Source organism: Sulfitobacter sp. R18_1 (assembly GCF_017743915.1).
Classification (GTDB): domain Bacteria; phylum Pseudomonadota; class Alphaproteobacteria; order Rhodobacterales; family Rhodobacteraceae; genus Sulfitobacter; species Sulfitobacter faviae.
Genome location: NZ_JAGHRG010000009.1, coordinates 1 through 24457, shown reverse-complemented (window position 1 = coordinate 24457; position 24457 = coordinate 1). Strand labels below are relative to the sequence as shown.

At 63.3% G+C, this 24457-nt stretch carries 17 protein-coding genes, 4 tRNA genes and 1 pseudogene; 12 read left to right on the top strand and 10 right to left on the bottom strand.

Features of this window, described 5'->3' with window-relative positions:
• Nucleotides 1–3 precede the first annotated feature (3 nt).
• The 3 genes from J7392_RS16945 to J7392_RS16935 form a co-directional block, all read right to left on the bottom strand.
• Complete coding sequence (locus J7392_RS16945; protein ID WP_209218615.1) at nt 4–1404, bottom strand: TRAP transporter large permease; 1401 nt, start codon at nt 1402–1404, stop codon at nt 4–6.
• Entirely contained in the window at nt 1404–2033 is a 630-nt protein-coding gene (locus J7392_RS16940; RefSeq protein WP_067260512.1) for a TRAP transporter small permease, read from the bottom strand. The genes J7392_RS16945 and J7392_RS16940 overlap by 1 nt, the downstream gene beginning before the upstream one ends.
• A 97-nt stretch (nt 2034–2130) precedes the next feature.
• Nucleotides 2131–3147 carry a C4-dicarboxylate TRAP transporter substrate-binding protein gene (locus J7392_RS16935; protein ID WP_209218614.1) on the bottom strand — a complete coding sequence of 339 codons (1017 nt, stop codon included), beginning with the start codon at nt 3145–3147 and terminating at the stop codon, nt 2131–2133.
• A 349-nt stretch (nt 3148–3496) separates the two neighbouring features.
• Here J7392_RS16935 and acs point away from each other — a divergent pair, with 349 nt between their 5' ends.
• Together acs and J7392_RS16925 are read left to right on the top strand one after the other, a co-directional pair.
• On the top strand, nt 3497–5452 hold the full coding sequence (acs, locus tag J7392_RS16930) for an acetate--CoA ligase (protein ID WP_209218613.1): 1956 nt from the start codon (nt 3497–3499) through the stop codon (nt 5450–5452).
• Between the two features lie 60 nt (nt 5453–5512).
• Complete coding sequence (locus tag J7392_RS16925) at nt 5513–6085, top strand: hypothetical protein (protein WP_209218612.1); 573 nt, start codon at nt 5513–5515, stop codon at nt 6083–6085.
• 72 nt (nt 6086–6157) lie between these two features.
• Here the strand turns inward: J7392_RS16925 and J7392_RS16920 are convergent, their stop codons facing one another.
• Nucleotides 6158–6664 carry a DUF992 domain-containing protein gene (locus tag J7392_RS16920; protein ID WP_209218611.1) on the bottom strand — a complete coding sequence of 169 codons (507 nt, stop codon included), beginning with the start codon at nt 6662–6664 and terminating at the stop codon, nt 6158–6160.
• A 278-nt stretch (nt 6665–6942) separates the two neighbouring features.
• On the opposite strand from J7392_RS16920, the gene J7392_RS16915 reads away from it, so the two are divergent.
• Entirely contained in the window at nt 6943–7461 is a 519-nt protein-coding gene (locus tag J7392_RS16915; protein ID WP_209218774.1) for a flavin reductase family protein, read from the top strand.
• 33 nt (nt 7462–7494) lie between these two features.
• On the opposite strand, the gene J7392_RS16910 is transcribed toward J7392_RS16915, so the two are convergent.
• From J7392_RS16910 to J7392_RS16900, 3 genes are all read right to left on the bottom strand, one after another.
• Nucleotides 7495–11835 (bottom strand): translocation/assembly module TamB domain-containing protein, encoded by a 4341-nt coding sequence (locus tag J7392_RS16910; RefSeq protein WP_209218610.1) that lies wholly within the window; start codon nt 11833–11835, stop codon nt 7495–7497.
• Nucleotides 11835–13649: an autotransporter assembly complex family protein gene (locus J7392_RS16905; protein ID WP_209218609.1), complete on the bottom strand. Its 1815-nt coding sequence runs from the start codon at nt 13647–13649 to the stop codon at nt 11835–11837. The genes J7392_RS16910 and J7392_RS16905 overlap by 1 nt, the downstream gene beginning before the upstream one ends.
• A gap of 290 nt (nt 13650–13939) precedes the next feature.
• A tRNA-Leu gene (locus J7392_RS16900) sits at nt 13940–14025 on the bottom strand.
• A 220-nt stretch (nt 14026–14245) separates the two neighbouring features.
• Between J7392_RS16900 and J7392_RS16895 the strand changes: the two genes are divergently transcribed.
• From J7392_RS16895 to J7392_RS16875, 5 genes are all read left to right on the top strand, one after another.
• Nucleotides 14246–14926 carry a DsbA family oxidoreductase gene (locus J7392_RS16895; RefSeq protein WP_209218608.1) on the top strand — a complete coding sequence of 227 codons (681 nt, stop codon included), beginning with the start codon at nt 14246–14248 and terminating at the stop codon, nt 14924–14926.
• 46 nt (nt 14927–14972) lie between these two features.
• Nucleotides 14973–15653, top strand: a complete 681-nt coding sequence (gene lipB, locus J7392_RS16890) for a lipoyl(octanoyl) transferase LipB (protein ID WP_209218607.1) — start codon at nt 14973–14975, stop codon at nt 15651–15653.
• Between the two features lie 186 nt (nt 15654–15839).
• Nucleotides 15840–17513: a cytochrome c oxidase subunit I gene (gene ctaD, locus J7392_RS16885; RefSeq protein ID WP_067261244.1), complete on the top strand. Its 1674-nt coding sequence runs from the start codon at nt 15840–15842 to the stop codon at nt 17511–17513.
• A 221-nt stretch (nt 17514–17734) separates the two neighbouring features.
• Nucleotides 17735–17809, top strand: a tRNA-Gly gene (locus J7392_RS16880).
• A gap of 155 nt (nt 17810–17964) precedes the next feature.
• Nucleotides 17965–18039, top strand: a tRNA-Gly gene (locus tag J7392_RS16875).
• A gap of 251 nt (nt 18040–18290) precedes the next feature.
• On the opposite strand, the gene rlmB is transcribed toward J7392_RS16875, so the two are convergent.
• The gene (gene rlmB / locus J7392_RS16870) at nt 18291–19067 is read right to left on the bottom strand and encodes a 23S rRNA (guanosine(2251)-2'-O)-methyltransferase RlmB (RefSeq protein WP_209218606.1); all 777 of its coding nucleotides are present in this window, start codon (nt 19065–19067) and stop codon (nt 18291–18293) included.
• 113 nt (nt 19068–19180) lie between these two features.
• Here rlmB and J7392_RS16865 point away from each other — a divergent pair.
• Nucleotides 19181–19264 (top strand) — tRNA-Tyr (locus tag J7392_RS16865).
• A gap of 80 nt (nt 19265–19344) precedes the next feature.
• Here J7392_RS16865 and J7392_RS16860 read toward each other — a convergent pair.
• Nucleotides 19345–19920: a hypothetical protein gene (locus J7392_RS16860; protein WP_209218605.1), complete on the bottom strand. Its 576-nt coding sequence runs from the start codon at nt 19918–19920 to the stop codon at nt 19345–19347.
• Between the two features lie 92 nt (nt 19921–20012).
• Between J7392_RS16860 and J7392_RS16855 the strand changes: the two genes are divergently transcribed.
• Both J7392_RS16855 and J7392_RS16850 read left to right on the top strand, forming a co-directional pair.
• The gene (locus J7392_RS16855) at nt 20013–21017 is read left to right on the top strand and encodes a hypothetical protein (protein ID WP_209218604.1); all 1005 of its coding nucleotides are present in this window, start codon (nt 20013–20015) and stop codon (nt 21015–21017) included.
• A gap of 76 nt (nt 21018–21093) precedes the next feature.
• The gene (locus J7392_RS16850; RefSeq protein ID WP_209218603.1) at nt 21094–22386 is read left to right on the top strand and encodes an O-acetylhomoserine aminocarboxypropyltransferase/cysteine synthase family protein; all 1293 of its coding nucleotides are present in this window, start codon (nt 21094–21096) and stop codon (nt 22384–22386) included.
• A 52-nt stretch (nt 22387–22438) separates the two neighbouring features.
• On the opposite strand, the gene J7392_RS16845 is transcribed toward J7392_RS16850, so the two are convergent.
• Nucleotides 22439–23140, bottom strand: a complete 702-nt coding sequence (locus J7392_RS16845; protein ID WP_209218602.1) for an SIMPL domain-containing protein — start codon at nt 23138–23140, stop codon at nt 22439–22441.
• Nucleotides 23141–23291: 151 nt separating this feature from the next.
• Between J7392_RS16845 and J7392_RS16840 the strand changes: the two are divergent.
• Nucleotides 23292–24457 (top strand): annotated as a pseudogene (locus tag J7392_RS16840) (hypothetical protein); the annotation flags it as partial.

Sequence of the window (24457 nt, the reverse complement as noted above, 5' to 3'; positions counted from 1 at the left end):
CGCTTATCCCGCGAGGGACGGCAGCCAGAGCACGATCTGCGGGAAAGCGACCAAAAGGCCGATGGTGACCGCGTCGGCGATGAAGAAGGGCATCACGCCGCGGAACACGTCCTGCACGCTGAGGTCTGGGCGCACGCCCGCGACGACAAAGCAGTTCAGGCCGATGGGCGGGGTGATCAGACAGAACTCTGCCATCTTCACCACCAGAATGCCGAACCAGATCGCGCACATCGGGCCCGACATGCCAAAGGCACTGTCGGCGGCCGAGACCATCTCGCCCCCGTTGAGCGCCATGACCGCCGGATAGACCACCGGCAGCGTCAGCAGCAGCATCCCGATGGCGTCCATGAACATGCCCAGCACGGCGTAGGCCAAGAGGATGCAGATCAGGATCAGCATCGGCGAGGTTTCGAGCGAGGAAATCCAATCGGCAAAAGCGCCCGGCAGATCGGCGAAGCCAAGGAAGCGCACATAGATCAGCACGCCCCAGATGATGGTAAAGATCATCACCGTCAGCTTCGCGGTCTCCAGCAGCGCGTCCTTCAACTCGGCCAGCCGCATGCCGCGGAAGACAGCCATGCAGAAGACGATAAAGGCGCCCACGGCCCCGCCCTCGGTCGGGGTGCCCCAAGCGTCGCCGAAGGGGTTGTAGACAAAGAAGATGATGATCACGACCACGGCGACAATCGGCATCGCAGCGGGGAGCGAGGCAAAACGCTCGCCCCATGTAAAGCCGCGCACCGGCGGGCCGACGCTTTTCCAGATCATCGCGATGCCGATGATCAGCACGGCATAGACCACCGCAGAGAAGGCACCGGGCACGAAGCCCGCCAGCAGCAGCTTGCCCACGTCCTGCTCCACGATGATGGCATAGATCACAAGGATCGCCGAGGGCGGGATCAATGAGGCCAGCGTGCCCCCTGCCGCCACGACACCGGCTGCGAATTGCTTGTTATAGCCGATCTTGAGCATTTCGGGGATGGCGATACGGGCAAAGACCGCCGCCGTCGCGACCGACGCGCCTGACACTGCCGCGAAGCCCGCCGTGGCGAAAACGGTCGAGACCGCCAAACCGCCCGGCACCCAAGCGAACCAGCGTTTCGCCGCCTCAAAGATCGCTTTGGTCAGACCCGCGTAATAGGCGAGAAAGCCGATCAGGATGAAGGTCGGGATGAGCGAGAGGGTCTGGCTCGATACCTTAGAGTGAGGCACTTGGCCCGCGGTCTTGATCGCGACGGTCAGCGCCCAACCAAGCTGGTCCCACTCCATGCCCTTCTTGGCCCAGAAAATCCAGATCAGGCCGACAAGCCCAGCCATGGCCGCGGCAAAGGCCACCCGCATGCCAAGCACCACCATGACGAGCATACCGCCCGAGACCCAAAGGCCGATTTCAATAGGATCCATCAGTCACGTCCATCCAGTTGTTCGGCCTCGGCCATTGCTTGTTCCGCCGCCGATTGCACCAGCGGCACGGCCACGGGGCGTTCCAGCCCCAGCACCAAGGCCCGGCCATAGCCCCAAATTTGCAGGCACAGCCGCAGAGAGATCACGACGAAAGCCAACGGCACCACCAGTTTGCTGGGCCAGATCGGCAGGCCGATGTCGATCGAACTGTCGCGGCTCCACATCGGGGCGTTCATGTCAAAGCTGCGGTCGAAATGCGCCCAAGCGCCCCATGTCAGCGCCAGCATCAGCAAAAGGATCAGCACGACCGACAGCAGTTCCGCCGCCCAAAGCGCGCGGCCCTTGAGCTGGCCGATCAGGATGTCCATGCGCACATGGCCGCCCATGCGTTGGGTATAGGCGATGCCCATGATGGCGATGAAAGGCATCGCCGCTTCGATCCAGTCGACATAGCCCGCCAGCGGCGTGGAAAAGAACTTGCGCCCCCCCACGGACCAGACGGCCAGTATCATCAGTGAGAAAACGGCAAGCCCCGAGATCAGGGCAAAGAAGGTTTCCAGCTTCAGCAGGCCCCGGTCGAGGCGGCTGAGGAGGCTGCTGTCCTCCAGCACGGCGGATGATCCGGCCATCGGCTCTCCTTTTCAGAAAGTCTGTTTGTTGCGTTTTGGAAGTCGAAAGGGCCGCGCGGTCAATCCGCACGGCCCTCACAGTCATGCCCGGCTGGGCTTAGTTCGAGGCGCGCTCTTTTTCTAGCGTCTCCATCACGAGGTCATAAAGTTCCTGACCCGGGATGCCCTGCGCTTCCATGTTTTCGATCCATGCTTCGCGCGCGGGATCGGCGGCTTTCTCTTTGAACTCGGCGATGACTTCGGGAGAATACTCAATCTTCTCCACGCCTTTTTCTTCGAGAACGGAATCCCATTTCTCCAGCAGTTCCGCATAGTTGGCGAGGTAGTGATCCAGCGCCTCATCGACCGAGCTGTCGAGCGCTTCACGCTCTTCGTCGCTCAGCATCTCATAGGCGTCGATGTTCACCACGACAGGGCAGTTCACGGTGCCGGGGTTGAGGTTCGCGGTCCACCAGTCGGCCTTGTTGATGGTGCCAAAGGACAGATGCGCGTGCTGGGCGAAGGCCACGGTGTCGACGACACCCGATTCCATCGCGTTATAGGCTTCGGTCGCGGTCACGGATGTGGGCACGGCGCCGACAGCTTCAAAGGCTTTGCCCAGACCGCCGGTGGCGCGAACACGCATGCCGTCGAAATCTTCCAGCGTGGTGCGCGGATCGCCGGTGCCGACAAGGTTGTACTGCGGCATGGGCGAGGTCATCAGCATTTTCGCGTTCCACTGCGCCATCTCTTTGGCGACGGCGGGGTGATCATAGACCGCCTTGGAAACCGCGACTTCCTCTTCAAGGTTGCTCACCCCCAGAAACGGCAGTTCCAGCACGGTGATCGCGCGGTTCTTATCGGCGTGGTAGCCGGCGCAGAACTGGGCCATCTCGAAAGCGCCGATGGAGATACCATCGAGGTTTTCGCGGTTCTTGGACAGGCCGCCGTAGCTGACATTGATGGTGAATTCGCCGTCGGTCTTCTCAGAAACCAGTTCGGCAATCTTTTCCACATGTTCGGTGAAGGCGCGGCGCTTGCCCCAGACCGAGGCGTTCCATTCGGTCGCGGCAGCTTCGCTTACAAAAGCGACACTCAGCGCACAGGCGGCGGCACCGCTCAGCAGATTTTTCATGATGGCTCTCTCCCATAGTTGCCGCCCTTGGATGGGCGGATTGGCGCACAGGCTACCCCGCGGGGGCTGGCCTGCCAACCCCGTCATGCCGCGCAAATACGACAGCTGCAAGACAGTTGCGCAAAGTTTGACTGGCAAGGCTTTGAAAAACCGTGCCAATCACCGGGGAAGAGCGGAAAATTTACAGAAATCGCCCCGATCGGGAAAAACCTTTACAGGCAAGCCCTTGTAATCCAGTTGCTTATTCCCTTCTTTTCACGGGCCGCTATGATCCGGCTGAGGAGGACGCCACGGCCACCGGGTTAGACCCGCGCCCCGTGGTGATGCGAACATCAAGGGAGGAACCACCATGTCCGACGCCACCGCCAAGACCTATCCGCCATCCGCCGACATGGCCGCCCGGGCCCATGTGGACGCGCAGGCCTATGACAAGATGTACCAAGCCTCGGTCACCGACACCGATGGGTTCTGGCGCGAACAGGCGCAGCGGATCGACTGGATCAAACCCTTTACTCAAGTGCGCGATGTGAACTTCGACCTCGGGTCGGTCAGCATCAATTGGTTCGCGGATGGCGAATTGAACGTCAGCGCCAATTGCATCGACCGCCATCTTGAGACGCGCGGCGATCAGACCGCGATCATCTGGGAGCCCGACAGCCCCGAGGATGAGGCCAAACACATCAGCTATCGCGAGCTCCACAGCGCCACCTGCCGCATGGCCAATGTGCTGCGTGATCTCGGCGTGGGCAAAGGCGACCGCGTGATCATCTATATGCCGATGATCCCCGAAGCCGCCTATGCCATGCTGGCCTGCGCGCGGATCGGGGCGATTCACTCAATTGTTTTCGCGGGCTTCTCCCCCGATGCCCTCGCCGCCCGAGTGAACGGCTGCGAGGCGAAGGTGGTGATCACCGCGGATGAAGCGCCGCGCGGCGGCAAGGCCACACCGCTTAAGGCCAATGCCGACAAGGCGTTGGCGCAATGCGATGCCAGCGTTCAATGCCTCGTGGTGCGCCGCACGGGCGGTGATGTGGCATGGGATGATGCCCGCGACCGCGATTACAACGCACTGATCAAAGATGCCGACGACACCTGCGAAGCGGAGGCGATGGGCGCCGAAGACCCGCTCTTCATCCTCTACACCTCAGGCTCCACCGGTCAGCCCAAGGGCGTGGTTCATACCACCGGCGGCTATATCACCTATGCGGCGCTGACCCATGAGGTGACGTTCGATTACCACGACGGCGACATCTACTGGTGCACGGCGGATGTGGGCTGGGTCACCGGGCATAGCTATATCGTCTATGGCCCGCTGGCCAATGGCGCCACCACGCTGATGTTCGAAGGCGTGCCCACCTACCCCGATGCCGGCCGGTTCTGGCAGGTCTGCGAAAAGCATAAAGTCACGCAGTTCTACACCGCCCCCACCGCAATCCGCGCGCTGATGGGGCAAGGCAATGACTATGTGACCAAAAGCGATCTGTCCTCACTGCGCATTCTTGGCACCGTGGGCGAGCCGATCAACCCCGAGGCGTGGAACTGGTATCACGAGGTCGTCGGCCAGAACCGCTGCCCCATTGTCGACACGTGGTGGCAGACCGAGACCGGCGGCCATCTGATGACCCCCCTGCCCGGCGCGCATGACATGAAACCGGGGGCCGCGATGAAACCCTTCTTCGGCATCAAACCGGTGGTGCTGGACCCGACATCGGGTCAAGAGATCGACGGCAACCCCGCCGAGGGCGTGCTTTGCATCGCAGACAGCTGGCCGGGGCAGATGCGCACCGTCTGGGGCGATCACGAAAGGTTCGAAAAGACCTATTTCGCCGATTACCCGGGCTATTACTTCACCGGGGATGGCTGCAAACGCGATGCCGATGGCGACTACTGGATCACAGGCCGCGTCGACGATGTGATCAACGTCTCGGGCCACCGCATGGGCACTGCCGAAGTGGAAAGCGCCCTTGTCGCGCATGACAAAGTGGCCGAAGCCGCCGTGGTCGGCTACCCGCATGACGTCAAAGGCCAAGGCATCTATTGCTATGTCACCTTGATGAGCGGTGAGGCGCCTTCCGAAGAGTTGCGGGCCGAGTTGCGCGATTGGGTTCGGCAAGAGATCGGCCCCATCGCCTCGCCCGATCTGATCCAATGGGCACCGGGCCTGCCGAAAACACGTTCGGGCAAGATCATGCGCCGCATCCTGCGCAAGATCGCCGAGGATGATTACGGTGCTTTAGGCGACACCTCGACGCTGGCGGACCCCGGCGTGGTGGACGATCTGATCGGCAACCGCATGAACCGCTGACACCCTGCGCGGCGCGGGCGGCTACCTGCCCCCGCGCCGCGTTGCATGAGAAAGAGAGACATGGACCAAACCGCCCCCCAAGTGCCGCCCCCCGCCTCCGCCGCGGAATGTGACGCCGCCCTGCCGGATATCCTCGCCGCGCCCAAGGATGGCGCCGTGATCGAAGAGCTTTGCTTTCGCCCCGATTACGGGCAGCGGGATTTCCGTGATGAACTAGAGCTGACCGTGGCCCAAGGCATCCTTGGCGAACGTTGGACCGAGAAACCTTGGCTGACCCTGCCCGACGGCAGCCCCGATCCGCGGATACAGGTCTCCATCCTGCCCAAACGCGTGATGGACCTCTGCTGGCGCGACCGTGCGAACACGCCCCACCCCGGCGATACGATGATCGTGGACATGGACCTTGGCCATGAGAACCTGCCCGTCGGCACGCGCCTTCAAGCCGGGTCTGCGGTGCTGGAGGTGAGCGATAAGTTCAACACCGGCTGCATCAAATGGCGCGATCGCTATGGCCAAGACAGCCTGCGGTGGATCAACCGAAAGGAAAACCGCCCGCATCGGCTGCGCGGCGTTCTGTGCAAAATCGTGCAGGACGGCACCGTTAGGCGTGGGGACCGGCTGACCAAGCTCTGACGCCTCTCACATAGAAATGGGCCGCCCCAAAGGGACGGCCCAGATCATCATTTCAAACGTTTTTGCGCGGGGTTAGCCTTCGACGCGCTGAAGGTTGATCTCACCCACGCCCACGGCAAAGTTTACGCCGGTCTGGGTGTTCACGCTCAGCGGCTGAAGTGCCAATGTGTTCTCGGAACCACCCGTCATCAGGTTGGCCCCCGCGCCGACACCAACGGTCGCCTCGGCGGAAACGCCCTTGTAGCTGCCGTTCAGCCCGCCTTCGGAATATTCTTGCTCGGTCGGCGCCAGCACCAGCCATGACATCTGGCCATTCTCGGTCTTGCCGATATCGACGCCCCAGCGGTTGATCTCGCCCACATAGGTCTCATCTTCCAGACCTTCTTGAATGGGATTGAAGGTGCAGGTCAGCTCACGGGTGGAGCCGAAAACAAAGCCAGTGCCCTCGCCCACATCGCAGGACAGGGAGCCGATCTCGACGTGGTCGACGGTCTCATTGTCATCGGCCATCGCGGTGGAGCCGAAGGCGGTGGCGCTCAGAAGGGCCGCGCCGAGGGTGAGTTTGCTTGCATACATCATCTTTGTCACTTTCCGGCGCGACGAGACGCGCCTTTTCTGCTGTGAACGGCATTCGGGTGCCTTGGACAGACGGTGCAGACCTCCTGCGCCGCCCCTTTCAGACAGCCAGCATCGACACCAATTGGGGCCGATGATGCCTCTCATCGCTGGCCCAACGCCGGACCTTGGCGGCGGTTCCTCGGCCCAACCGCGGACGCGAAAATCCGCGCAAGGGGGCCGCTGCGCAACGCCCCGGCACCGCTGGACAAATCAGCCGCCACATGGCACCGCTTGTCGCTATGAGTGATGATCTGATCCCCTTCTCGCCCGACAGTGGCGATGCCCCGGCGCTGCGCCGTGCCTTCGGGCGTTTCGGCACCGGCGTGACCGTGGTGACCGTGAAAACCGCCCAAGGCCCCTTGGGGATGACTGCGAATTCCTTCGCCTCGGTCTCGCTCGACCCGCCTTTGGTGCTGTGGTCGCCTGCGATCTCTTCCAAACGGCACGACAGTTTTACCTCGGCGGCATCCTTTTGCATTCACGTTTTGGGCGCGGATCAAGAGGGTTTGGCCCAGCGTTTCGCAAGCCAAGGCCATGATTTCTCTGGTTTCGATTGGGCGGAGGACGCCGCCGGTGTGCCCACTTTCGCAGGCTGCCTCGCCCGGTTTCACTGCGCAACCTATGCCGTGCATCCGGCGGGCGATCATTCGCTGATCTTGGGCCATGTGCAACAGGTCGCTTTGCGCGAGGATGGCGCGGCGGGCTTGATGTTCGACCAAGGCCGTTACGGCCACTTCACCCCCCGCGACGACAGCTAAGAAAAAGGGCGCCCCGTAAGGCGCCCCTTTCAATCAATAGTCCCGCTCGAAGAAGATGCCGATGCTGCTGTCGCCGTCCGAGCCAAGTGTGCCCTTGGCCGTCAGGCTTTCGGTGATATCGAGGTTGAGCGACACCTCCCCCGTGCCATCCGAGGCCGCCGTCACATCGGTATAGATGTTGTCGGTCAGATATTTCCCCAGCCGCAGCGCCGTCTCGCCATCCTCCGTGGTGGTCACGTCCAGATCGTCGAGGCCAAAGCCCTCACGCAGGTTGCCGATCACCCCGTCCCCGCCGCGCCCTGCGAGGGTCGCTACCGCACTGGCCAATTGCAGCGCCTGAAAGGCCGAGATTTCCGAGATATTGCGCCCAAAGAGGAGTTGCGACAACACCTCGTCCTGCGGTGCGGCGGGGGTGGATTCGAAAGTGACTTCGGGCTCATTCGCCGGGCCGCTCACGATGACACGCACCTCCCCCGCTTCGGTATCGGTCGAGGTGACGAACCGGATATAGGGGATGAAATCGCCCTGAAACTGGATCGACCCTTCGTCGAGCAAGAAGCGTTTGCCCAAGATATCAAGCCGCCCGCGGATCAACTCGAACCGCCCGGCCGAGATGATGCGGTTGGTGGTGCCGCTGAGGTTCAGCGCGCCGCCCAGTTCCGCATCCAGCCCGCGGCCCCGGACGTAAATCCGGTTCGGCGCGTTGAGTTGCAGGTCCAGCCCGAACCCCGGGCCGGACGCCTCCGCCGCCGGATCATCCCCGGCCTCGGTCCCCTCCAACCCGGCCTTGCGGCGGGTCGCCAGCACATCGGCGGGCGCGTTGACATGGGTGATCTGCGGGATGTCGCCGATCGAGGTCAGACCGGTTGCGGGCACCTGAATATTTGTCTCGCCCGCGTTGATCACCCCGGTGATCTGCGCCCCCCCGCTCAAGGGACCGGCAAGCCGCAGATCGCCGTTCAGCGTAGTGCTGTAAAGGCTCGGGTCTGCATAGACGAGGTTGCGCAGGGTCACGTTGATATCCGCAGGCAAGGCCGGTGTCAGGGTGATCGCCCCCGCCACGCGCAGCTCTCCGCCATCGACGGCCTGACCGGTCACATTGAGCTGCGCCCGATTGCCCCCAAGCTGAACATCCGCGTCGATCCCCCGCAGCGCCACCCGCAGGTTCGGCGCGGTGAAGGTCGCGCCGCTGGTGGTGATCTGACCGCTGACCGACGACAGTGCCGCCGGGCCGTTAATCTGCAAATCAAAGCGCGCCTGCCCCTGCAAATTGCGCGGGGCAAGGAAGGGGCGCGACAGGCCAAGCGGCGCATTGCCTGCGATATCGAGGTTCAGCGTCCCATCGGGGTTCACCAGCCCTGCCACGGTCGCCTGCGTGCCCGCGGGGCCATTGGCATTGGTGTCGATGCGCCATGCCTCCCCCTCGCGCCGGGCCGAGCCTGCGACGCTGAGCGGGCCGTTCACCTGCTCCACCAAGGCGCCGATGTCAGGCATGTTCAACTGGAAACCAACCGCCGCATTGGGGCCGGTGACCAAGCCTTCGACCGTCGCCCGCGCCCCATAGGGGCCGCTGGCGCTGGCATCGAGGACCACGCCGTTTTCGGTCTGACGCGCCACGCCGTTGGCCGCGAAAGAGCCCGAAACACTGGGCACCAGCGGGTTCACATTGGGCACCGAGACGTCGAACCGAAGAGAGACCTCTCCGGTCACCAGCCCTTCGACCATGGCGCTGCTGCCATAGGGGCCATCGGCGCTGACATCCACGGCGATCCCGGCATCGGTCTGACGGATGTCGCCCGTGGCCGAAAGCGGGCCGTTCACACCGGGTGCGAGGGGGCTGACGTCGGGCACTGAGAGGTCAAAGCTCAGCGCCATATTCGGGCCGGTGGCCAGCCCTTCGACAACGGCGCTGCTGCCATAGGGGCCACGCGCGGCGACATCCACGGCAATGCCGCTCTCCTGCTGCCGCACCGTGCCTTGGGCCGCCAGCGGCCCGTTCACCCCGGGGGCCAGCGGGCTGACATCCGGCAAACTCAGGTCAAAGCGCAGCGCCATGTCAGGCCCCGTCGCCAAGCCTTCGACCGCGACGCGGCTGTCGTAGGGGCCATTGGCGATGGTATCGACGACAAACCCCTGTTCGGTCTGCTCTACCGTGCCGCTGGCCGCGACCCCGCCGTTGATCTGCGGGACGAGGGGTTGGATATCGGGCAGAGTCAGGTCAAAGGCCACATTGACCCGCGGTGTGACCAACCCTTCGACCGAGGCCTGCGCCTCCAACGGGCCGCTGGCTTCGGTGTCGATCTCCCACCCCTGCGGCGTCTGGCGCAATGCGCCTTTGGCGGTGACCGGGCCGGTGATATCCGCCTCGGGCAGGAAATCTTCGATCCGGGGGATATCGGCGGTGAAGTCGATTTGCGCGTCCTCGCCCGTGGCCAAGCCCGAGACGGTCAGCGCCGCGTCATAGGGGCCATCGGTGACCGCGTCGACAACCCAGCCGCGCGGCTCTTGCACCGCTGTCGCCTTGACCGCGATGGGGCCTTCGTATTGCGGCAGGACCAGCCCGACATCGGCGAGCGTGAAGTCCAAGGCCGCGCGGCTGTCTTCGCTGCGCAGCTCGACATCGCCGGTCAGGTCCAGCGCATCGTTCTTTAACTCAAGATCGCGCAGGAAAGTCCCCGTCTCGTTGCGTTTCGCCACCATGCTGAGGCTGGTCCGCCCCGCGAGAACCGCATCGGCCTGTTCGATCCCGATCTCAAGGTCATCGGTTCCCCCGGCAATCGCCAGATCGAACATGCCGCCCAAAGGCGTGACCGTGCCGTTCAGCGCCAGCGCCGTGGCACCCGCGATATCGCGGCCCGCCAGCGCGGAAAAGCGACTGATATCCTGGGCTTCGAGCGTCATCTTCAACTGGGTGAGCAGCCCGGTATCCACCCCGTCAATCGCGGCTTCGCCGGTCAGGCCATAGTCTTCGCCCGATAAGGTCAGGTCGTTGATCTCAATCGGTTCACCTTCGACAAAGCGGATCTCGGCGCTGCCGGTGATCGCATCGCCGATGGCCGCGGCACTTGCCGGATCGGTCAGCGTCAGCCCCTCGGTGGCAAAGGTTACATCGCCAAGGAATTGCCCCAGACTGCCAAGGTTGCCTTCGAGAATACCGTCGAGCGCCAGTTGGGTCTGCGCGATTTGCAGCGCGCCCGTGTCCAGCCCGGTGATGTCGAAGGCACTGTCGAAACGGTCGCCATCGGCAGCATCGTAATCCACCCGCAGGGTCACAGCCTCGACCCGCGTGCCCTCACCCGAGATCGGCAGAAGGGTCGAGGTGCCATCGGGGTTTGCGATCCGGCCTGAGATGTCGATCAGCGTCGGCCATTTCTCTTGGTTCAATGCGACCTGCCCCTGCAGATCGACGGAATTCGCGGCGAGGGCAAAGCTGCTGACCTCAACCGCGCCATTGCTTTCCAGCAGCGCATCCAACGCCAGCCGCACGTCCTCGCCGAAGAAGTCGCGGTAGCGCGGGGCGAGCAGCGCAGTGATGTCGCCGCCGATATCGGCTTGAATGCGGCGGTCCGGTGTATCGCTGGCGCGGCGCGGGGCCTGCGTGCCAAGGGTCACCTGCCCGGCCAAACGCTCTTGCCCATCGGTGGCGATGGTCACGTCGGTTGCGAAATTATCCAGCGGCCCTGCGCCTTCGACGGTCATCTGCACCGAAGGCTGCCCCGGCAGGTTCAGCAGTTTCGAGGCGATGCCTTCGGGGTCTTCGGTCAGGTTCAGCAGCAGATCCAGCACGTTTTCCGTGCGGTCGAAATCTGCCTGAATGTCGAACTCACCCTTTTTGCCATCGGTGCGGCGGGCCTGAAAATCAACAATACCAACCGTATCGGTCAGCCGCGCATTGGCGCGGACCGAAAGCTGCGCAGCCTCGCCCAAAATGGGCTCGCCCAGATTGATCTCATCCACGGAAAAGTCAGCGATTTCAATGGAAACGGGCAGATCGGGCAAGGCAAAGGGTTTGGCCTCGGCATCGGGCAGATCGACTTCATTGCTGACCGGTAGACGCTCGACATCAAGCCGCCCGGCGGTGAGTTGCTCGACCTCCAGACGTCCGCGCAGCAGGGCCGAACGGTTCCAATCCAGCACCACATCGTCAAGCGTCAGCCAAATGCCATCGTCATCCGCAATCGTCATCCGGTCAAAGGAGGCCGCTGAACTCAGCGCCCCTGCGAATCCGTCGATGCTGACGGTGCGGCCCGCGCCGCTCAGCGCGTCTTGAATGGTTCGGGTGAGAAAGCCCTTGTCGTCATCCTGTGCGGCAGCCGGTGTGAGGCAGGCCAGATAGACAAGGCTGGCGGTGAGGATCTGCAAAAACTGTCGCATTAAAACGCCTGTCCAATCCCGATATAGACTTGGAAATCTTCATCCACTTCCGGCCCCGATGTGGGCACGGCCACGTCCAGCCGGATCGGCCCGATGCCCGTGGCATAGCGCAGACCCAGACCTGCGCCCGAGTGCCAAGTGCCTGATCCATCGTAGAATTCTTCCGACCCGATATAGCCCGCATCGGCAAAGCCCACGACGCCGATCTTTTCGGTCAGGGCCACGCGCGCCTCTGCCGAGAGCCCGACAAAACTGCGCCCGCCCACGGTGTCGCCGCTCGGCAGCTCGACGCCAAGCGTTTGATAGGGTTGCCCGCGCACGCTGCCGCCCCCGCCGGAGTAAAAGAGGTAATCCGCCGGCGCTTCCGACAGGTCCGGCCCTGCAACCGATCCAAGCTGCCCCCGGAAGGCCAGCGTCACTGGGCGCTCCGTCCCGAAGCTGCGATAGTAGCGCGTATCAAGATAGCTGCGCAGCCCGCTTTCAGACCCCGACAGGGCGACAAAGGGCGTGAGGCTGGCGTCGATGTAATAGCCATCGGTCGCGTCCAACTCATTGTCGCGGTAGTCGAACTCTGCCCCCAACGGCAGGGTCAGCAGGGTGTATTGGTTGGTGCCGAAGGCATCCTCGGTCTCAGCCACACGCAGGCCGAGGCCCGCGGAATAGGTGCGGTTTTGATTGGCGATCCGCTCGATCCCCGCTTCCAAATCCAGCTGGCGCGAGAAATAGTTCACCTCGTCAAGCTGCTCCAACGTGGCCAGCGCGTAGAAATCGGTGTCTTCGTTAAAGGTCGCCGGACGTTCGAACCGGGCGGAGAGCGTATAGTCTTCGCCGCCCGAATTGCCGCCGATGCCTTCGATCTCAGCCGAGAGGCGCAGACGTTCGGCACCGCCCAGCAGATTGCGGTGCAGCCAGAAAGTGCTCAGCGTCAGCCCTTCGAGCGAGGACAGTTCCGCGCCAAAGCCAAAGCGCCGCTTGGGCGCTTCGGTCACCTGCGCGGTGATGGGCAGCGTGTCGTTAGGGCCAATGCGATCCGCTTCGATGAGCGCCACGGCGTCAAAGGCACCCGTGCGGCGCAGCCGTTCAGTGGCCAGTTCCAACTCTTCGGGCGAGAAAACCTCCCCCTGTGGCAGCCCTGCGATTTCGATCAGCCGCGCAGTGCGTACGTCTTCGTTGCCGGTCACAGTCAGCGCGCCAAAACGCAGCTTTGGCCCCGGAGCCAGCCGCAGGGCAGCGTCGATCTGGCGCTCACGGTGTTTGGCCACAAGGTCTTGATCCGCCAATGCCGCTTTCGCGTGGCCCACATCGCGCCAACCACTGACGCCAGCCGAAACAGTTTCCTTCAGCACGCCAAGGCTCGCGGTCTCCCCCGCGGCAAATCCGTCCGGCAACTCGGTGCCCGGGGCTACGGGCGCGATGCGGGTCGCGCCAAAGCGGAACTTCGGCCCCGGGTCTACCGTGATCACGGCCCGGTCGATGCGGCGCGGCGGTTGCACAGGGGGAATCGCGGCGGCATCGACGCCATCCAAGGTGATCTTGAGCGTCGGCCCGAAATACCCGTTGTCGTAGAGAAGCGCCAAAAGCCGCCCATAATCGGCCTGCGCCGCGGCAACCAATTCCTGCGGCGTGGCAGGCTCGGCATCCTCATCGGTTTGCTCGGCCAACAAGGACCCATCGCGCAGGGTGGCATAGAGGTCCGAATCCGCCGCGATGCCAGTGATGGCCAGTTCCGCGGCCTGTGCCGCAGCCCCCCCGCCAAGAAGTAGTCCAAGAGCGAGACAAAGCGCCGCCCCTTGAGTCTGCCCTTGTTGCGCCACGCGCTACCCTCCTTGCGTTCGTCACCCCGGTTTTCGCGCCGGTTCTCCTTTGCCCGCCCAAACGGACCTTATTCTTAGCAACTGTTAAACGGCATTGCCGCCTTGGCTGCAAACACTCTGCCGGGGGAATCGCGCGATGAGAACGGTCTGCCCCGCCCCGCGCAGGTGTCACGCGCGGGATCGGCAAAATACCGCGCAGCAAGAGTGTAGGCTGACCACGGCCCGAGACGAGGGCAAAAACGTTTTTTCTTTCAGGGGGTCCGACCATCGCTTTGCATTGCAAAGCATGGTGGTGCGGTCGGAGAGACTCGAACTCTCACGGGTGTTACCCCACAGCGACCTCAACGCTGCGCGTCTACCATTCCGCCACGACCGCACGCCATGGTTGGTGGGCGGGGTTTAGCCAAAGACCAAGGGCTTGTGAAGAGGCAATCTGCAAATTTTTTCAATGCGTTTCAGAAAGCGGGTTCAGCCCCCGATTTTCCGCAGCCGCACCCCCGATCACAATCCCCTTACCGCCCTGCAATCTGACGGCTCAGCCGTTGAAAGCGCGCGTTCGGCGGGCCATCTGTGACGCAAGCAAGAAGGAACACGCCATGCCCGCAGATACCGCCACCCCCACAGATACCCCCACCGTACAGATCGACATCGTATCGGATGTGATGTGCCCTTGGTGTATCGTGGGCTACAAACAACTTGAGCAAGCACTCGGCGCGGTTGGCGTCGGCGCCTACGTGCGCTGGCACCCCTTTGAGTTGAACCCGCAGATGCCAGCCGAAGGTCAGAACATGGCCGAACATCTGGCCGAGAAATACGGCTCCACCCCCGCCCAATCGGGCGAGAATCGCAAACGGCTGACCCAGATGGGGCAAGACCTCGGCTTTACCTTTAACTTTTCCGACGACACGCGGATGCAAAACACCTTTGCCGCGCATCAACTGCTGACATGGGCGCAGGTCCAAGGGCTGCAACACCGGCTGAAGATGGCCCTTTTCGACGCGCACTTCACCCAAGGGCGCAATGTGAACGATACCGATGTGCTTGCCGATGTGGCGGCCTCCGTCGGGTTGGACCGGGATGAGGCGCTGAAGGTGCTCCGCAGCGGCAGCTTTGCCGAACAGACGCGCGAAGCGCAGCAATTCTGGACTTCGCGCGGCATCTCCGGCGTGCCGTCGATGATCTTCGAGGGCAAATACCTCATCACCGGGGCGCAGGGGGCAGAAAACTATGCCCAACTTCTGCGCAAGGTCTTGGAGGAACGCGACGCCGCCGCATGACACTGCGCCTCTGGCGGTGCGGCGCGGGTCTTGCTAAGGCATCCCCATGGTTGAATGGATCATCACCGACGGCTTGACCGATTACCGCAGCGCCGAGGCGTGGATGGAGGCGCGTGCCACCGCCATCGCCGCCGGCGAGGCCGAGGAATGCATCTGGCTGGTCGAACATCCCCCGCTCTATACCGCCGGAACCTCGGCGCAGGCCGAAGACCTGACAGAGCCCGACCGCTTTCCCGTCTACCCCACCCGGCGCGGCGGGCAGTATACCTACCACGGGCCGGGCCAGCGCGTCGCCTATGTCATGCTCAACGTCGCCGCCCGGGGGCGCGACGTGCGCTGTTTCGTGCGCCAGCTTGAGAACTGGGTCATCGCCACCTTGGATCAATTCAACCTGCGCGGAGAGATCCGCCCCGGTCGCGTCGGCGTTTGGGTGCAGCGGCCCGAGAAACCCACACAGCCCGATGGCAGCCCCGCCGAAGACAAGATCGCCGCGATTGGAATCAGGCTGCGCAAATGGGTCAGCTTCCACGGCATCAGCATCAATGTGGAGCCGGACCTCAGCCATTTTGGCGGCATCGTCCCCTGCGGCATCACGAACCACGGCGTGACCTCACTGGTCGATCTGGGCCTGCCCGTCACGATGGACGATGTCGATCTCGCCCTGCGCGCCACCTTTGATGAGGTCTTTCCCAGCGACCCCACAGGCAGTTGCGACATCACCCCCTAACAGCGGCAAAGCACGCGCCAAGCGGCCCAAAGGCCGGATTTTACGGCGACAGCCACAGCGCAAAAAATACCCACCCTGCGACCATCGCGCCCATTGCCCCCGCGAGACGGTCGCTCTAAAACGGGCGCGACACCGCATGTGCCGCCTATGGCGCCATGTGTCCAATTCATTTGCAGGAGGCACCGCATGGCAGACGCAGCCATTCACGGCCAAGATCATCACGACGACCGGGGGTTCTTTACCCGGTGGTTCATGTCCACCAACCACAAAGATATCGGTATTCTGTACCTTATCGTCTCGGCCTTGGTCGGTCTTATTTCGGTGGCATTCACCGTCTACATGCGCCTCGAGCTCATGGATCCAGGCGTTCAATACATGTGTATGGAAGGCGCGCGTTTCATCGCGGATAGCTCTGCCGCCTGTACGCCAAACGGCCACCTGTGGAACGTGCTGATCACCGGCCACGGCATCCTGATGATGTTCTTCGTCGTGATTCCCGCGCTCTTCGGCGGTTTCGGCAACTACTTCATGCCGCTGCAAATCGGCGCGCCGGACATGGCCTTCCCGCGGATGAACAACCTCAGCTTCTGGCTCTATGTCGCAGGCACCACCCTTGCGGTCTGCTCGCTGCTGACACCCGGTGGCAACGGCCAGCTTGGCTCCGGCGTGGGCTGGGTGCTCTACCCGCCGCTTTCGGTGCGCGAAGCGGGCATGTCGATGGACTTCGCGATCTTCGCGGTGCACGTCTCCGGCGCTTCCTCGATCCTCGGCGCGATCAACATGATCACCACCTTCCTGAACATGCGTGCCCCCGGCATGACCCTGTTCAAAGTGCCGCTCTTCGCGTGGTCGATCTTCGTCACAAGCTGGCTGATCCTCCTGTCCCTGCCGGTTTTGGCGGGCGCGATCACCATGCTCTTGATGGACCGCAACTTCGGCTTCGCCTTCTTCGATCCCGCAGGCGGTGGTGACCCGATCCTCTACCAACACATCCTGTGGTTCTTCGGCCACCCGGAAGTGTACATCATCATCCTGCCGGGCTTCGGCATCATCTCCCACGTCATCGCGACCTTCTCGCGCAAACCGGTCTTCGGCTACTTGCCGATGGTCTGGGCGATCATCGCGATCGGCGCATTGGGCTTCGTCGTCTGGGCGCACCACATGTACACCGTGGGCATGACCCTGAACCAGCAGGCCTACTTCATGCTGGCCACCATGGTCATCGCGGTGCCAACGGGGGTAAAGGTCTTCAGCTGGATCGCCACCATGTGGGGCGGCTCGATCGAGTTCAAAACACCGATGCTCTGGGCCTTCGGCTTCCTGTTCCTCTTCACCGTCGGTGGCGTCACCGGCATCGTGCTGAGCCAGGCCGCCGTGGACCGTGCCTACCATGACACCTACTACGTCGTGGCGCACTTCCACTACGTGATGTCGCTCGGCGCCGTCTTCGCCATCTTCGCGGGCATCTACTTCTACCTGCCCAAGATGACGGGCCGCATGTACCCCGAATGGGCCGGCAAGCTGCACTTCTGGGCGATGTTCATCGGTGCAAACCTGACCTTCTTCCCGCAGCACTTCCTGGGCCGTCAGGGCATGCCGCGCCGCTACATCGACTACCCTGAGGCATTCGCCTACTGGAACCAGTGGTCCTCGATCGGCGCCTTCCTCAGCTTTGCCTCCTTCCTCTTCTTCTTCGGGGTGATGGCCTACACGCTGACCCGCGGCGCACGCTCCACAGCAAACAACCCGTGGAACGAATTCGCGGATACGCTGGAATGGACCCTGCCCAGCCCGCCGCCCGAACACACCTTCGAGCAGCTTCCGAAACAGGAAGACTGGGACAAGCAGCACAGCCACTAAGCTGACCCAAACCACAAAGGCCCCGCTCCCCCGCGGGGCCTTTTCTTTTGCCCCCACTCCTCTGACAGCCGCCCCCTCCCCCTCCAACTTCATCCTTTCTCAAATACCCTCGGGGGTCCGGGGGCAGAGCCCCCGCCTTGCGCAAATTTTTCCACCAAAAACCACATTTCCCTCTTGAAGCCCCCCGCCCCAATAGGTATCTCGCCCTCACCAGACGGTAAGCGGGCGTAGCTCAGGGGTAGAGCATAACCTTGCCAAGGTTAGGGTCGGGCGTTCGAATCGCCTCGCCCGCTCCATCTGGACTTCACAGGGTCGCATCTTCGGATGCGGCCCTTTGTGTTTTCCGCCCCCAAAACCACCGCGAAAAAAATTGCCGCGCGACGCTTAGATCGCTTCATTTCTCCCTTGCAGCCCCCTGTGGGAATGGGTATTCCCTCCTCACCAACCGGATGCGGGCGTAGCTCAGGGGTAGAGCATAACCTTGCCAAGGTTAGGGTCGGGCGTTCGAATCGCCTCGCCCGCTCCAGGTTGATCCTACCACCCCGCAGGAAACGCAAAGCCGCCCTTCGGGGCGGCTTTTGTGTATCTAGCCCTTAGATAAAAAAACGCCCCATGACGAACACGGGGCGTAAGGTACGGAACGAGGGACAGTAGGTGGCCGGCAGGCGTTCCGGGCCTGCGGTCACCTTTAAATTTATGAAGCCTTAGCCGTTTTCAAAGGGGCCGGGCCCCGCCGCCCCGCCCCCTGTTCGAATTTGAGCCAGTTCTTGCCGATTCTCAGCCGCCAACACGGCTGGCATAAAGCGCAATGGCCGCCGCGTTAGAGACGTTGAGCGAGCCGAAACCGCCCGCCGCATCGATCCGCACCAGTGCGTCTACGGTCTCGCGGGTCTTCTCACGCAGCCCCGGCCCCTCGGCCCCCAGAACCAGCGCCACAGGGCGGTCACGGCGGCCCTCTACGGCGCCCTCGATGGTCTGTGTGGCCTCGCCATCGAGCCCCAGCACCAGATAGCCCATCTCCTGCAGGGCGCGGATCGCATCGGCAAGGTTGCGGACCCTCAGATAGGGCTGCCGCTCCAGCGCGCCGCTGGCGGTTTTGGCCAGCGCGCCGGTCTCGGGCGCGGAATGATGTTTGGTGCCGATGACCGCTGAGGCGCCAAGCACTTCGGCAGAACGTAGAATCGCGCCGACGTTATGCGGATCGGTCACCCGGTCAAGCAGCAAGAGCCGCGGCGCAGAATCACCGATGGCCACATCCTCCAATCGGCCCCAGTTCAGCGGCTTCACCTCCAGAACAGCGCCTTGGTGGACCGAGTTCGGATCGAGCGGCGGGCGGAACTTGCGCGGGTCCACGACCTGCGGCGTGATTCCAGCCTCGGCGATGGCCTCTTCCAGCTTCGCCTGCGCGTTCGGCGTGACCATCAACTGCAATTTTTCACGCCGCGGGTTCATCAGCGCATCGCGCACCGCATGCAGGCCGAACAGCCAGACCGTCTGCGCCGCTTCGGCCTTCTTGTCCTGCTCTTTTTGCACGACCCATTTGGGTTTCTTCATCTCTTTATCCTTTCGTGCGATTTCCCCAAGATTTCTCAGGAATTCGCCTTGACGCTTCTTTGGCTCGCTTGTAATCACGCCCCCACGTCAGGTGCAATGCACCGGGACAAAGTGGGCGACAGGCCGCAAGGTGTGGCAGGGGACTGTAACTCCCTCGCGGAGACGCACGCCTGGTTCGATTCCAGGGTCGCCCACCACTTTCTCCCCCCTCGCAATAGTTCGTATGCGCAGTTAAGGCGCGCTCGTGGCGACCGATCGATGCCGCGCCCGATGGCTATCAAGGAAGCAACAAATCGCTCCGCAAAAACTCCTCAAGCGCCATTCCCAGATCGTCGTAAACCAGTTGAACCCGAATCCTTTCAACCGACCCGAGATCAAACGTCAGGTAAGGCTGCGGATCACCCTCCAGAATCGCATTCGGCGTCGGCGATGAATCGTGACAGGGCGGCATCGGCAGATTCCGCATCGGCGCGTCGTTCACCGCGATTGCCATGGCGGCCAGCCCGCAGCGCCAGCTCCACAGGTGGGTCACATAGAGCAAGTCTCGCCCATCATACTCCCGCACGGCGATCCAATTGCCGCGGGTGGCGTTCAGGATCGGACGCACTTCTGCGGCGGTAGTGAAACGGCCCGTGGGCGTCTGGTCTTCGGCGACCAAGCCGGGGGGCACGGCATCCATGTAGAATGCAGGCGGCGGGGCAGCCGGCGCCGGGGGCGCTGCCGGGCTGGCGGGGGCCGCAGGGCGTGCCGGAGCCTGCACCGTCATCGGCGCATCCGGTCGGCCTACCCCGTCCGAAGGCGTAGAGGGGCCGCCAAGGCTGATCGCGATCACGGCAAAGACAAAATCGAACATTCGAACCCCTTTCGCAGGCCGCTCAAATTGCTGGCTTTTGCCGACAGAGCCCTGCCCCTATACTGGCCGAAAACCAAAGGCCGCAGTTAAGTATGACACGCAATTCGCGTATCCCGCAAATTTTCAACGTCGTCATCGTGGGCCAAGAGGGGCGGCTGGCCTATGAGGCGCTGCTCTTCGCCGCCTCCCTGCGCCATTCCTGCCCAGAGTTCCAAGGTCGTTTGCTTATCGCCGAACCGCAGCCCGGCCCGCTTTGGGATCGTGATCCGCGCATCACCGACAGCGCCCTGCGCGAGGCGCTGAGCGAGCTTGGGGCGGAGTTCGTCCCCTTTGACAATCAGCATTTCGGCAGCGCCTACCCCAATGGTAATAAGATCGAGATGCTCAGCGCCCTGCCCGCGGGCGAACCCTTTGTTTTCTTTGACACCGATACGCTGATCACCGGCGATCTGTCGGCGGTGCCGTTTGATTTCAACCGCCCCTCGGCCTCTCTCAAACGCGAGGGCACATGGCCCAAGCCGCAGCTATACGGGCCGGGCTATAGCGCGTTGTGGAAGTCGCTTTACGACAAGTTCGGCCTCGACTTCGCCAGCAGCCTCGACCTGAGCCAACCGGATGAATATTGGCGGCGTTATCTCTATTTTAACGCCGGGTTCTTCTACTACCGCTGTCCGCGGGAATTCGGCGATCTCTTTCTGCGCTACGCACTTGCGGTGCGCGACGATCCTCCGGTCGAGCTTTGCGCGCAGAGCTTTGACCCTTGGCTCGACCAAATCGTGCTGCCGCTGGTGATCCACGCCCTTGGCGGCGGGCGGGGCACCCTGCCCGCTGGCCTGCTGGATGGCACGGTCTCCTGCCACTATCGCTTTCTACCCCTGCTCTACGCGCGGGAGAGCGATGAGGCGATCGAGGTGCTAGAGGCCATCACCGCCCCCCACCGGATGAAAAAGCTGCTCAAGCAGCGCGATGCGATCAAGCGGATGGTCTATCAGGGCCGCGGGGCCAAGGTGCGCGCGCTTTTCGATCACGACAACCTGCCCCGCCGCGAACAGGCGATCCGCAACCGGATCAAATCAAACGGTTTCTGGATGCGCTGAGCCCCGCCTGCCCCGTTGTCTGGACGGGTCTTTGCGCCTAGGCTGCGCGGGAACCATTTTCTGAGAGGACAGACCAATGGCCGACAGCCCCACCCCACATTTCGACACGCTGCAAATCCACGCAGGCGCCAACCCCGACCCGGCCACCGGCGCGCGGCAGACGCCGATCTATCAGACCACGGCCTATGTCTTTCGCGATGCCGATCACGCGGCGGCTTTGTTCAACCTTGAGGAAGTCGGCTATATCTATTCGCGCCTGACCAACCCCACCAACGCGGTCCTGCAAGAGCGGATCGCCACGCTTGAAGGCGGTGTCGGCGCGGTCTGCTGCTCATCGGGCCACGCGGCGCAGATCATGGCGCTGTTCCCGCTGATGGGGCCGGGCAAGAATATCGTCGCCTCTACCCGCCTCTACGGCGGCACGGTCACCCAGTTCAGCCATACGATCAAACGCTTCGGCTGGTCCTGCAAATTCGTCGACTTCGACGATCCGCAGGCCGTGGCCGATGCCATTGACGACGACACCCGCGCGGTCTTTGGTGAGGCTATTGCAAACCCCGGCGGCTATATCATGGATGTGCGCGCCATTGCGGATGTGGCCGATGCGGCGGGCATTCCGCTGATCATCGACAACACCAGCGCCACGCCCTACCTCTGCCGCCCGATTGAGCATGGCGCGACGCTGGTGGTGCATTCCACCACCAAATACCTCACCGGCAACGGCACCGTCATGGGCGGCTGCGTGGTGGATTCGGGCAAGTTCGACTGGTCTGCCAATGACAAATTCCCCTCCCTCAGCCAGCCTGAGGAAGCCTATCACGGCATGAAGTTCCATAAGACCTTCGGCCCCATGGCCTTTACCTTCCACGGCATCGCCATCGGGCTGCGCGATCTGGGCATGACGATGAACCCGCAGGCGGCGCATTACACGCTCATGGGGATCGAGACCTTGTCGCTGCGCATGGAGCGGCATGTGCAGAACGCGGTGAAGGTGGCCGAATGGCTCGAACAGGACGACCGGGTTGAGTATGTGACCTACGCGGGACTGAAATCCTCGCCCTATCACGAGCGGATGCAAAAGGTCTGCCCCAAGGGCGCGGGCGGGCTGTTCACCTTTGCGGTCAAGGGCGGCTATGACGCCTGTGTGAAACTGGTCAACAGCCTTGAGATCTTTAGCCATGTGGCGAACCTGGGCGATACGCGCTCGCTGATCATTCACTCAGCATCGACCACCCACCGCCAGCTGACGCAAGAGCAGCAAGAAGCGGCGGGGGCCGGTCCGGGCGTCGTGCGCATCTCCATCGGGACGGAGGACGCTGACGATCTGATCGCTGATCTGGATCAGGCACTGGCCAAGGCGATCAGCTAAACCACCTTCCCCCGCCGATCACCTCGGCGGGGGTTTTTCCATCTGGGGCAGCTTACTGCCCCGGCGCAATCGCAAAGGTCATGGAGACCTGCGCCTGCACCTCGACCTCGCCTTCGGCCACGGCGCTGTCCATCGCCATCCCCATGCGAGCGGATTCGAACATTTTGGGCTGCGCGTGGGAGTTTTCGGTCATGCGGATCAACGTGCCCAGCTTCACCCCTGCCGCCTCGGCCAACTGCCGCGCGCGTTCGGTGGCATCCGCAACGGCGGCTTTGCGTGCTTCAGCCAGCGCATCTTTCGGGTCTTGAAGACCAAAGTCCAAGCCGTTGAAATCATTCGCGCCCTCGTCAATCACCGCATCCATCATCGCGCCCAAACGGTCCAGATCCCGCACCTTGACCGTCACCGAGTTGCCCGCCTGATAGCCGGTGATGCGCGGCGGCTGGCCGCTTTCATTCGCGCGGCGGTCATGCACCGGGCGCAGGTAGAAACGGCTGGTCTGACGGTCCTTCGCCGCGACGCCCTGCGCATCGAGCTGGGTCAGAATCGCGCTCACGGCGGCATTCACCCCGTCCATCGCGGCCTTGGCGGTTTCGGCCTCTTCGGTCACGCCCAGAGTGATCGTTGCCATGTCAGGCGCGGCGGCGATGCTGCCTTGGCCGGTGACGATAATCCCCTCTTCCGGTCCCTGCTGGGCCGAGACCAATCCGGCCCCCGCCATCCACGCCATCGCCACCCAATTCATCAGTCGCATGTTCGTTCCTTTCCGTGCATCAATGCGCCGCCATTTGCCCATCGCGGGCCGGTTCTGACAAGCACCTGCGCGGTGCGCACCCTTCCCTTGGGCGAACTCCTGCTCTATCCTTCGCGATGACTGCGGCGCGTCTGTAAGTGCGCCCGACCCCATGCTAAAGTCGACCGCGATGAAGCCGAATTTTACCCTCTCCCTGTCGTTCGACGGCATTCGTTTGCTCCACCGCACATCGGGCGGATGGCAGCTTGTTGGTGAAGTGGCGCTCGACAGTGCCGATCTGGCGGCGGAACTGGCGGTCTTGCGCAAAACCGCCACGGCGTTGGAGCCCGGCGGGCTGCGCAGCCTGCTGTTGATCCCCGACGCGCAGATCAAATACCTCGCCCTCGACACGCCGGATATGGACCCCGCCGCCCGCCGTGCCGCAGCGGCAGAGGCGCTGGAGGGGGCCACGCCCTATCCGGTTTCCGATCTGGTGTTCGATGTGCATGCCGATGGCGGGCAGAGCCATGTCGCCGCCGTGGCCCGCGAGACCTTGGAGGAAGCCGAGGCCTTCGCGGTGGAGCATCGTTTCCACCCGGTCAGCTTCGCCGCCGCCCCGGCCGGTCAGAGTTTCGATGGCGCGCCGCATTTCGGCATGACGAAAGCCGCGTCGGACCTGCTGGAACACGGCGAAACCGTGGAGCCTGAGACGGCTCCCATCGTGATTTCCGGCGTGATGAACGCGCCCGAAGGGCCGGTCGTGGACACGGATGAGACGACCCCCGTGGCTGAGCCTGAGCTTACCCCAACGCCGGAAGAGACCCCGCCGCCGGTAGAGGAAGACCTGCCGGATTTGGGGTCGACCGAAGGCGCTTCGGAAGCCTCCCCCACGTTGGAGCCGACCCCCAAAGACACGCCACCGCCCTTGGACGAAGACCTGCCCGCCTTTGACGCTGCGGCGGAAACGGAGGCGACGGATGACCCGGCAGAGGCCGAACTGCCCCCCACTCCAGAGGAAACCCCACCGCCGCTGGCGGAAGACCTGCCCGCGCTGGAGACCGCCGCGCCAAGCGAGGAACCGGAAGAGGCGGACGCGCCGCCCGCCCCCACGGGCAGCGTTGCGGCATCCGCAGCCCCCCTTGCGGCGGCGGCAAGCACGCAGGCCGCGCCGCAGCCCGAACCGTCGCGCAAGGTTGATTTCTCCGCACCGCCCTTGCGCAGTGCCCCTGCCGCCGGTTTTGCAAGCCGCCGTGGCGGGTCAGACAACGCGCCCAGCCTTGGCGGCGCGAGCCGGGAGGCACCCCCGCCCCCGCCTGCCGCCAAAGCGGAAGCGACGCC

What these genes read in the sequence shown, in the direction of transcription:
- J7392_RS16945 (WP_209218615.1), bottom strand. Translation starts at nt 1,404, where the DNA reads ATGGATCCTATTGAAATCGGCCTTTGGGTCTCGGGCGGTATGCTCGTC.
- J7392_RS16940 (WP_067260512.1), bottom strand. Translation starts at nt 2,033, where the DNA reads ATGGCCGGATCATCCGCCGTGCTGGAGGACAGCAGCCTCCTCAGCCGC.
- J7392_RS16935 (WP_209218614.1), bottom strand. Translation starts at nt 3,147, where the DNA reads ATGAAAAATCTGCTGAGCGGTGCCGCCGCCTGTGCGCTGAGTGTCGCT.
- acs (WP_209218613.1), top strand. Translation starts at nt 3,497, where the DNA reads ATGTCCGACGCCACCGCCAAGACCTATCCGCCATCCGCCGACATGGCC.
- J7392_RS16925 (WP_209218612.1), top strand. Translation starts at nt 5,513, where the DNA reads ATGGACCAAACCGCCCCCCAAGTGCCGCCCCCCGCCTCCGCCGCGGAA.
- J7392_RS16920 (WP_209218611.1), bottom strand. Translation starts at nt 6,664, where the DNA reads ATGATGTATGCAAGCAAACTCACCCTCGGCGCGGCCCTTCTGAGCGCC.
- J7392_RS16915 (WP_209218774.1), top strand. Translation starts at nt 6,943, where the DNA reads ATGAGTGATGATCTGATCCCCTTCTCGCCCGACAGTGGCGATGCCCCG.
- J7392_RS16910 (WP_209218610.1), bottom strand. Translation starts at nt 11,835, where the DNA reads ATGCGACAGTTTTTGCAGATCCTCACCGCCAGCCTTGTCTATCTGGCC.
- J7392_RS16895 (WP_209218608.1), top strand. Translation starts at nt 14,246, where the DNA reads ATGCCCGCAGATACCGCCACCCCCACAGATACCCCCACCGTACAGATC.
- lipB (WP_209218607.1), top strand. Translation starts at nt 14,973, where the DNA reads ATGGTTGAATGGATCATCACCGACGGCTTGACCGATTACCGCAGCGCC.
- ctaD (WP_067261244.1), top strand. Translation starts at nt 15,840, where the DNA reads ATGGCAGACGCAGCCATTCACGGCCAAGATCATCACGACGACCGGGGG.
- rlmB (WP_209218606.1), bottom strand. Translation starts at nt 19,067, where the DNA reads ATGAAGAAACCCAAATGGGTCGTGCAAAAAGAGCAGGACAAGAAGGCC.
- J7392_RS16860 (WP_209218605.1), bottom strand. Translation starts at nt 19,920, where the DNA reads ATGTTCGATTTTGTCTTTGCCGTGATCGCGATCAGCCTTGGCGGCCCC.
- J7392_RS16855 (WP_209218604.1), top strand. Translation starts at nt 20,013, where the DNA reads ATGACACGCAATTCGCGTATCCCGCAAATTTTCAACGTCGTCATCGTG.
- J7392_RS16850 (WP_209218603.1), top strand. Translation starts at nt 21,094, where the DNA reads ATGGCCGACAGCCCCACCCCACATTTCGACACGCTGCAAATCCACGCA.
- J7392_RS16845 (WP_209218602.1), bottom strand. Translation starts at nt 23,140, where the DNA reads ATGCGACTGATGAATTGGGTGGCGATGGCGTGGATGGCGGGGGCCGGA.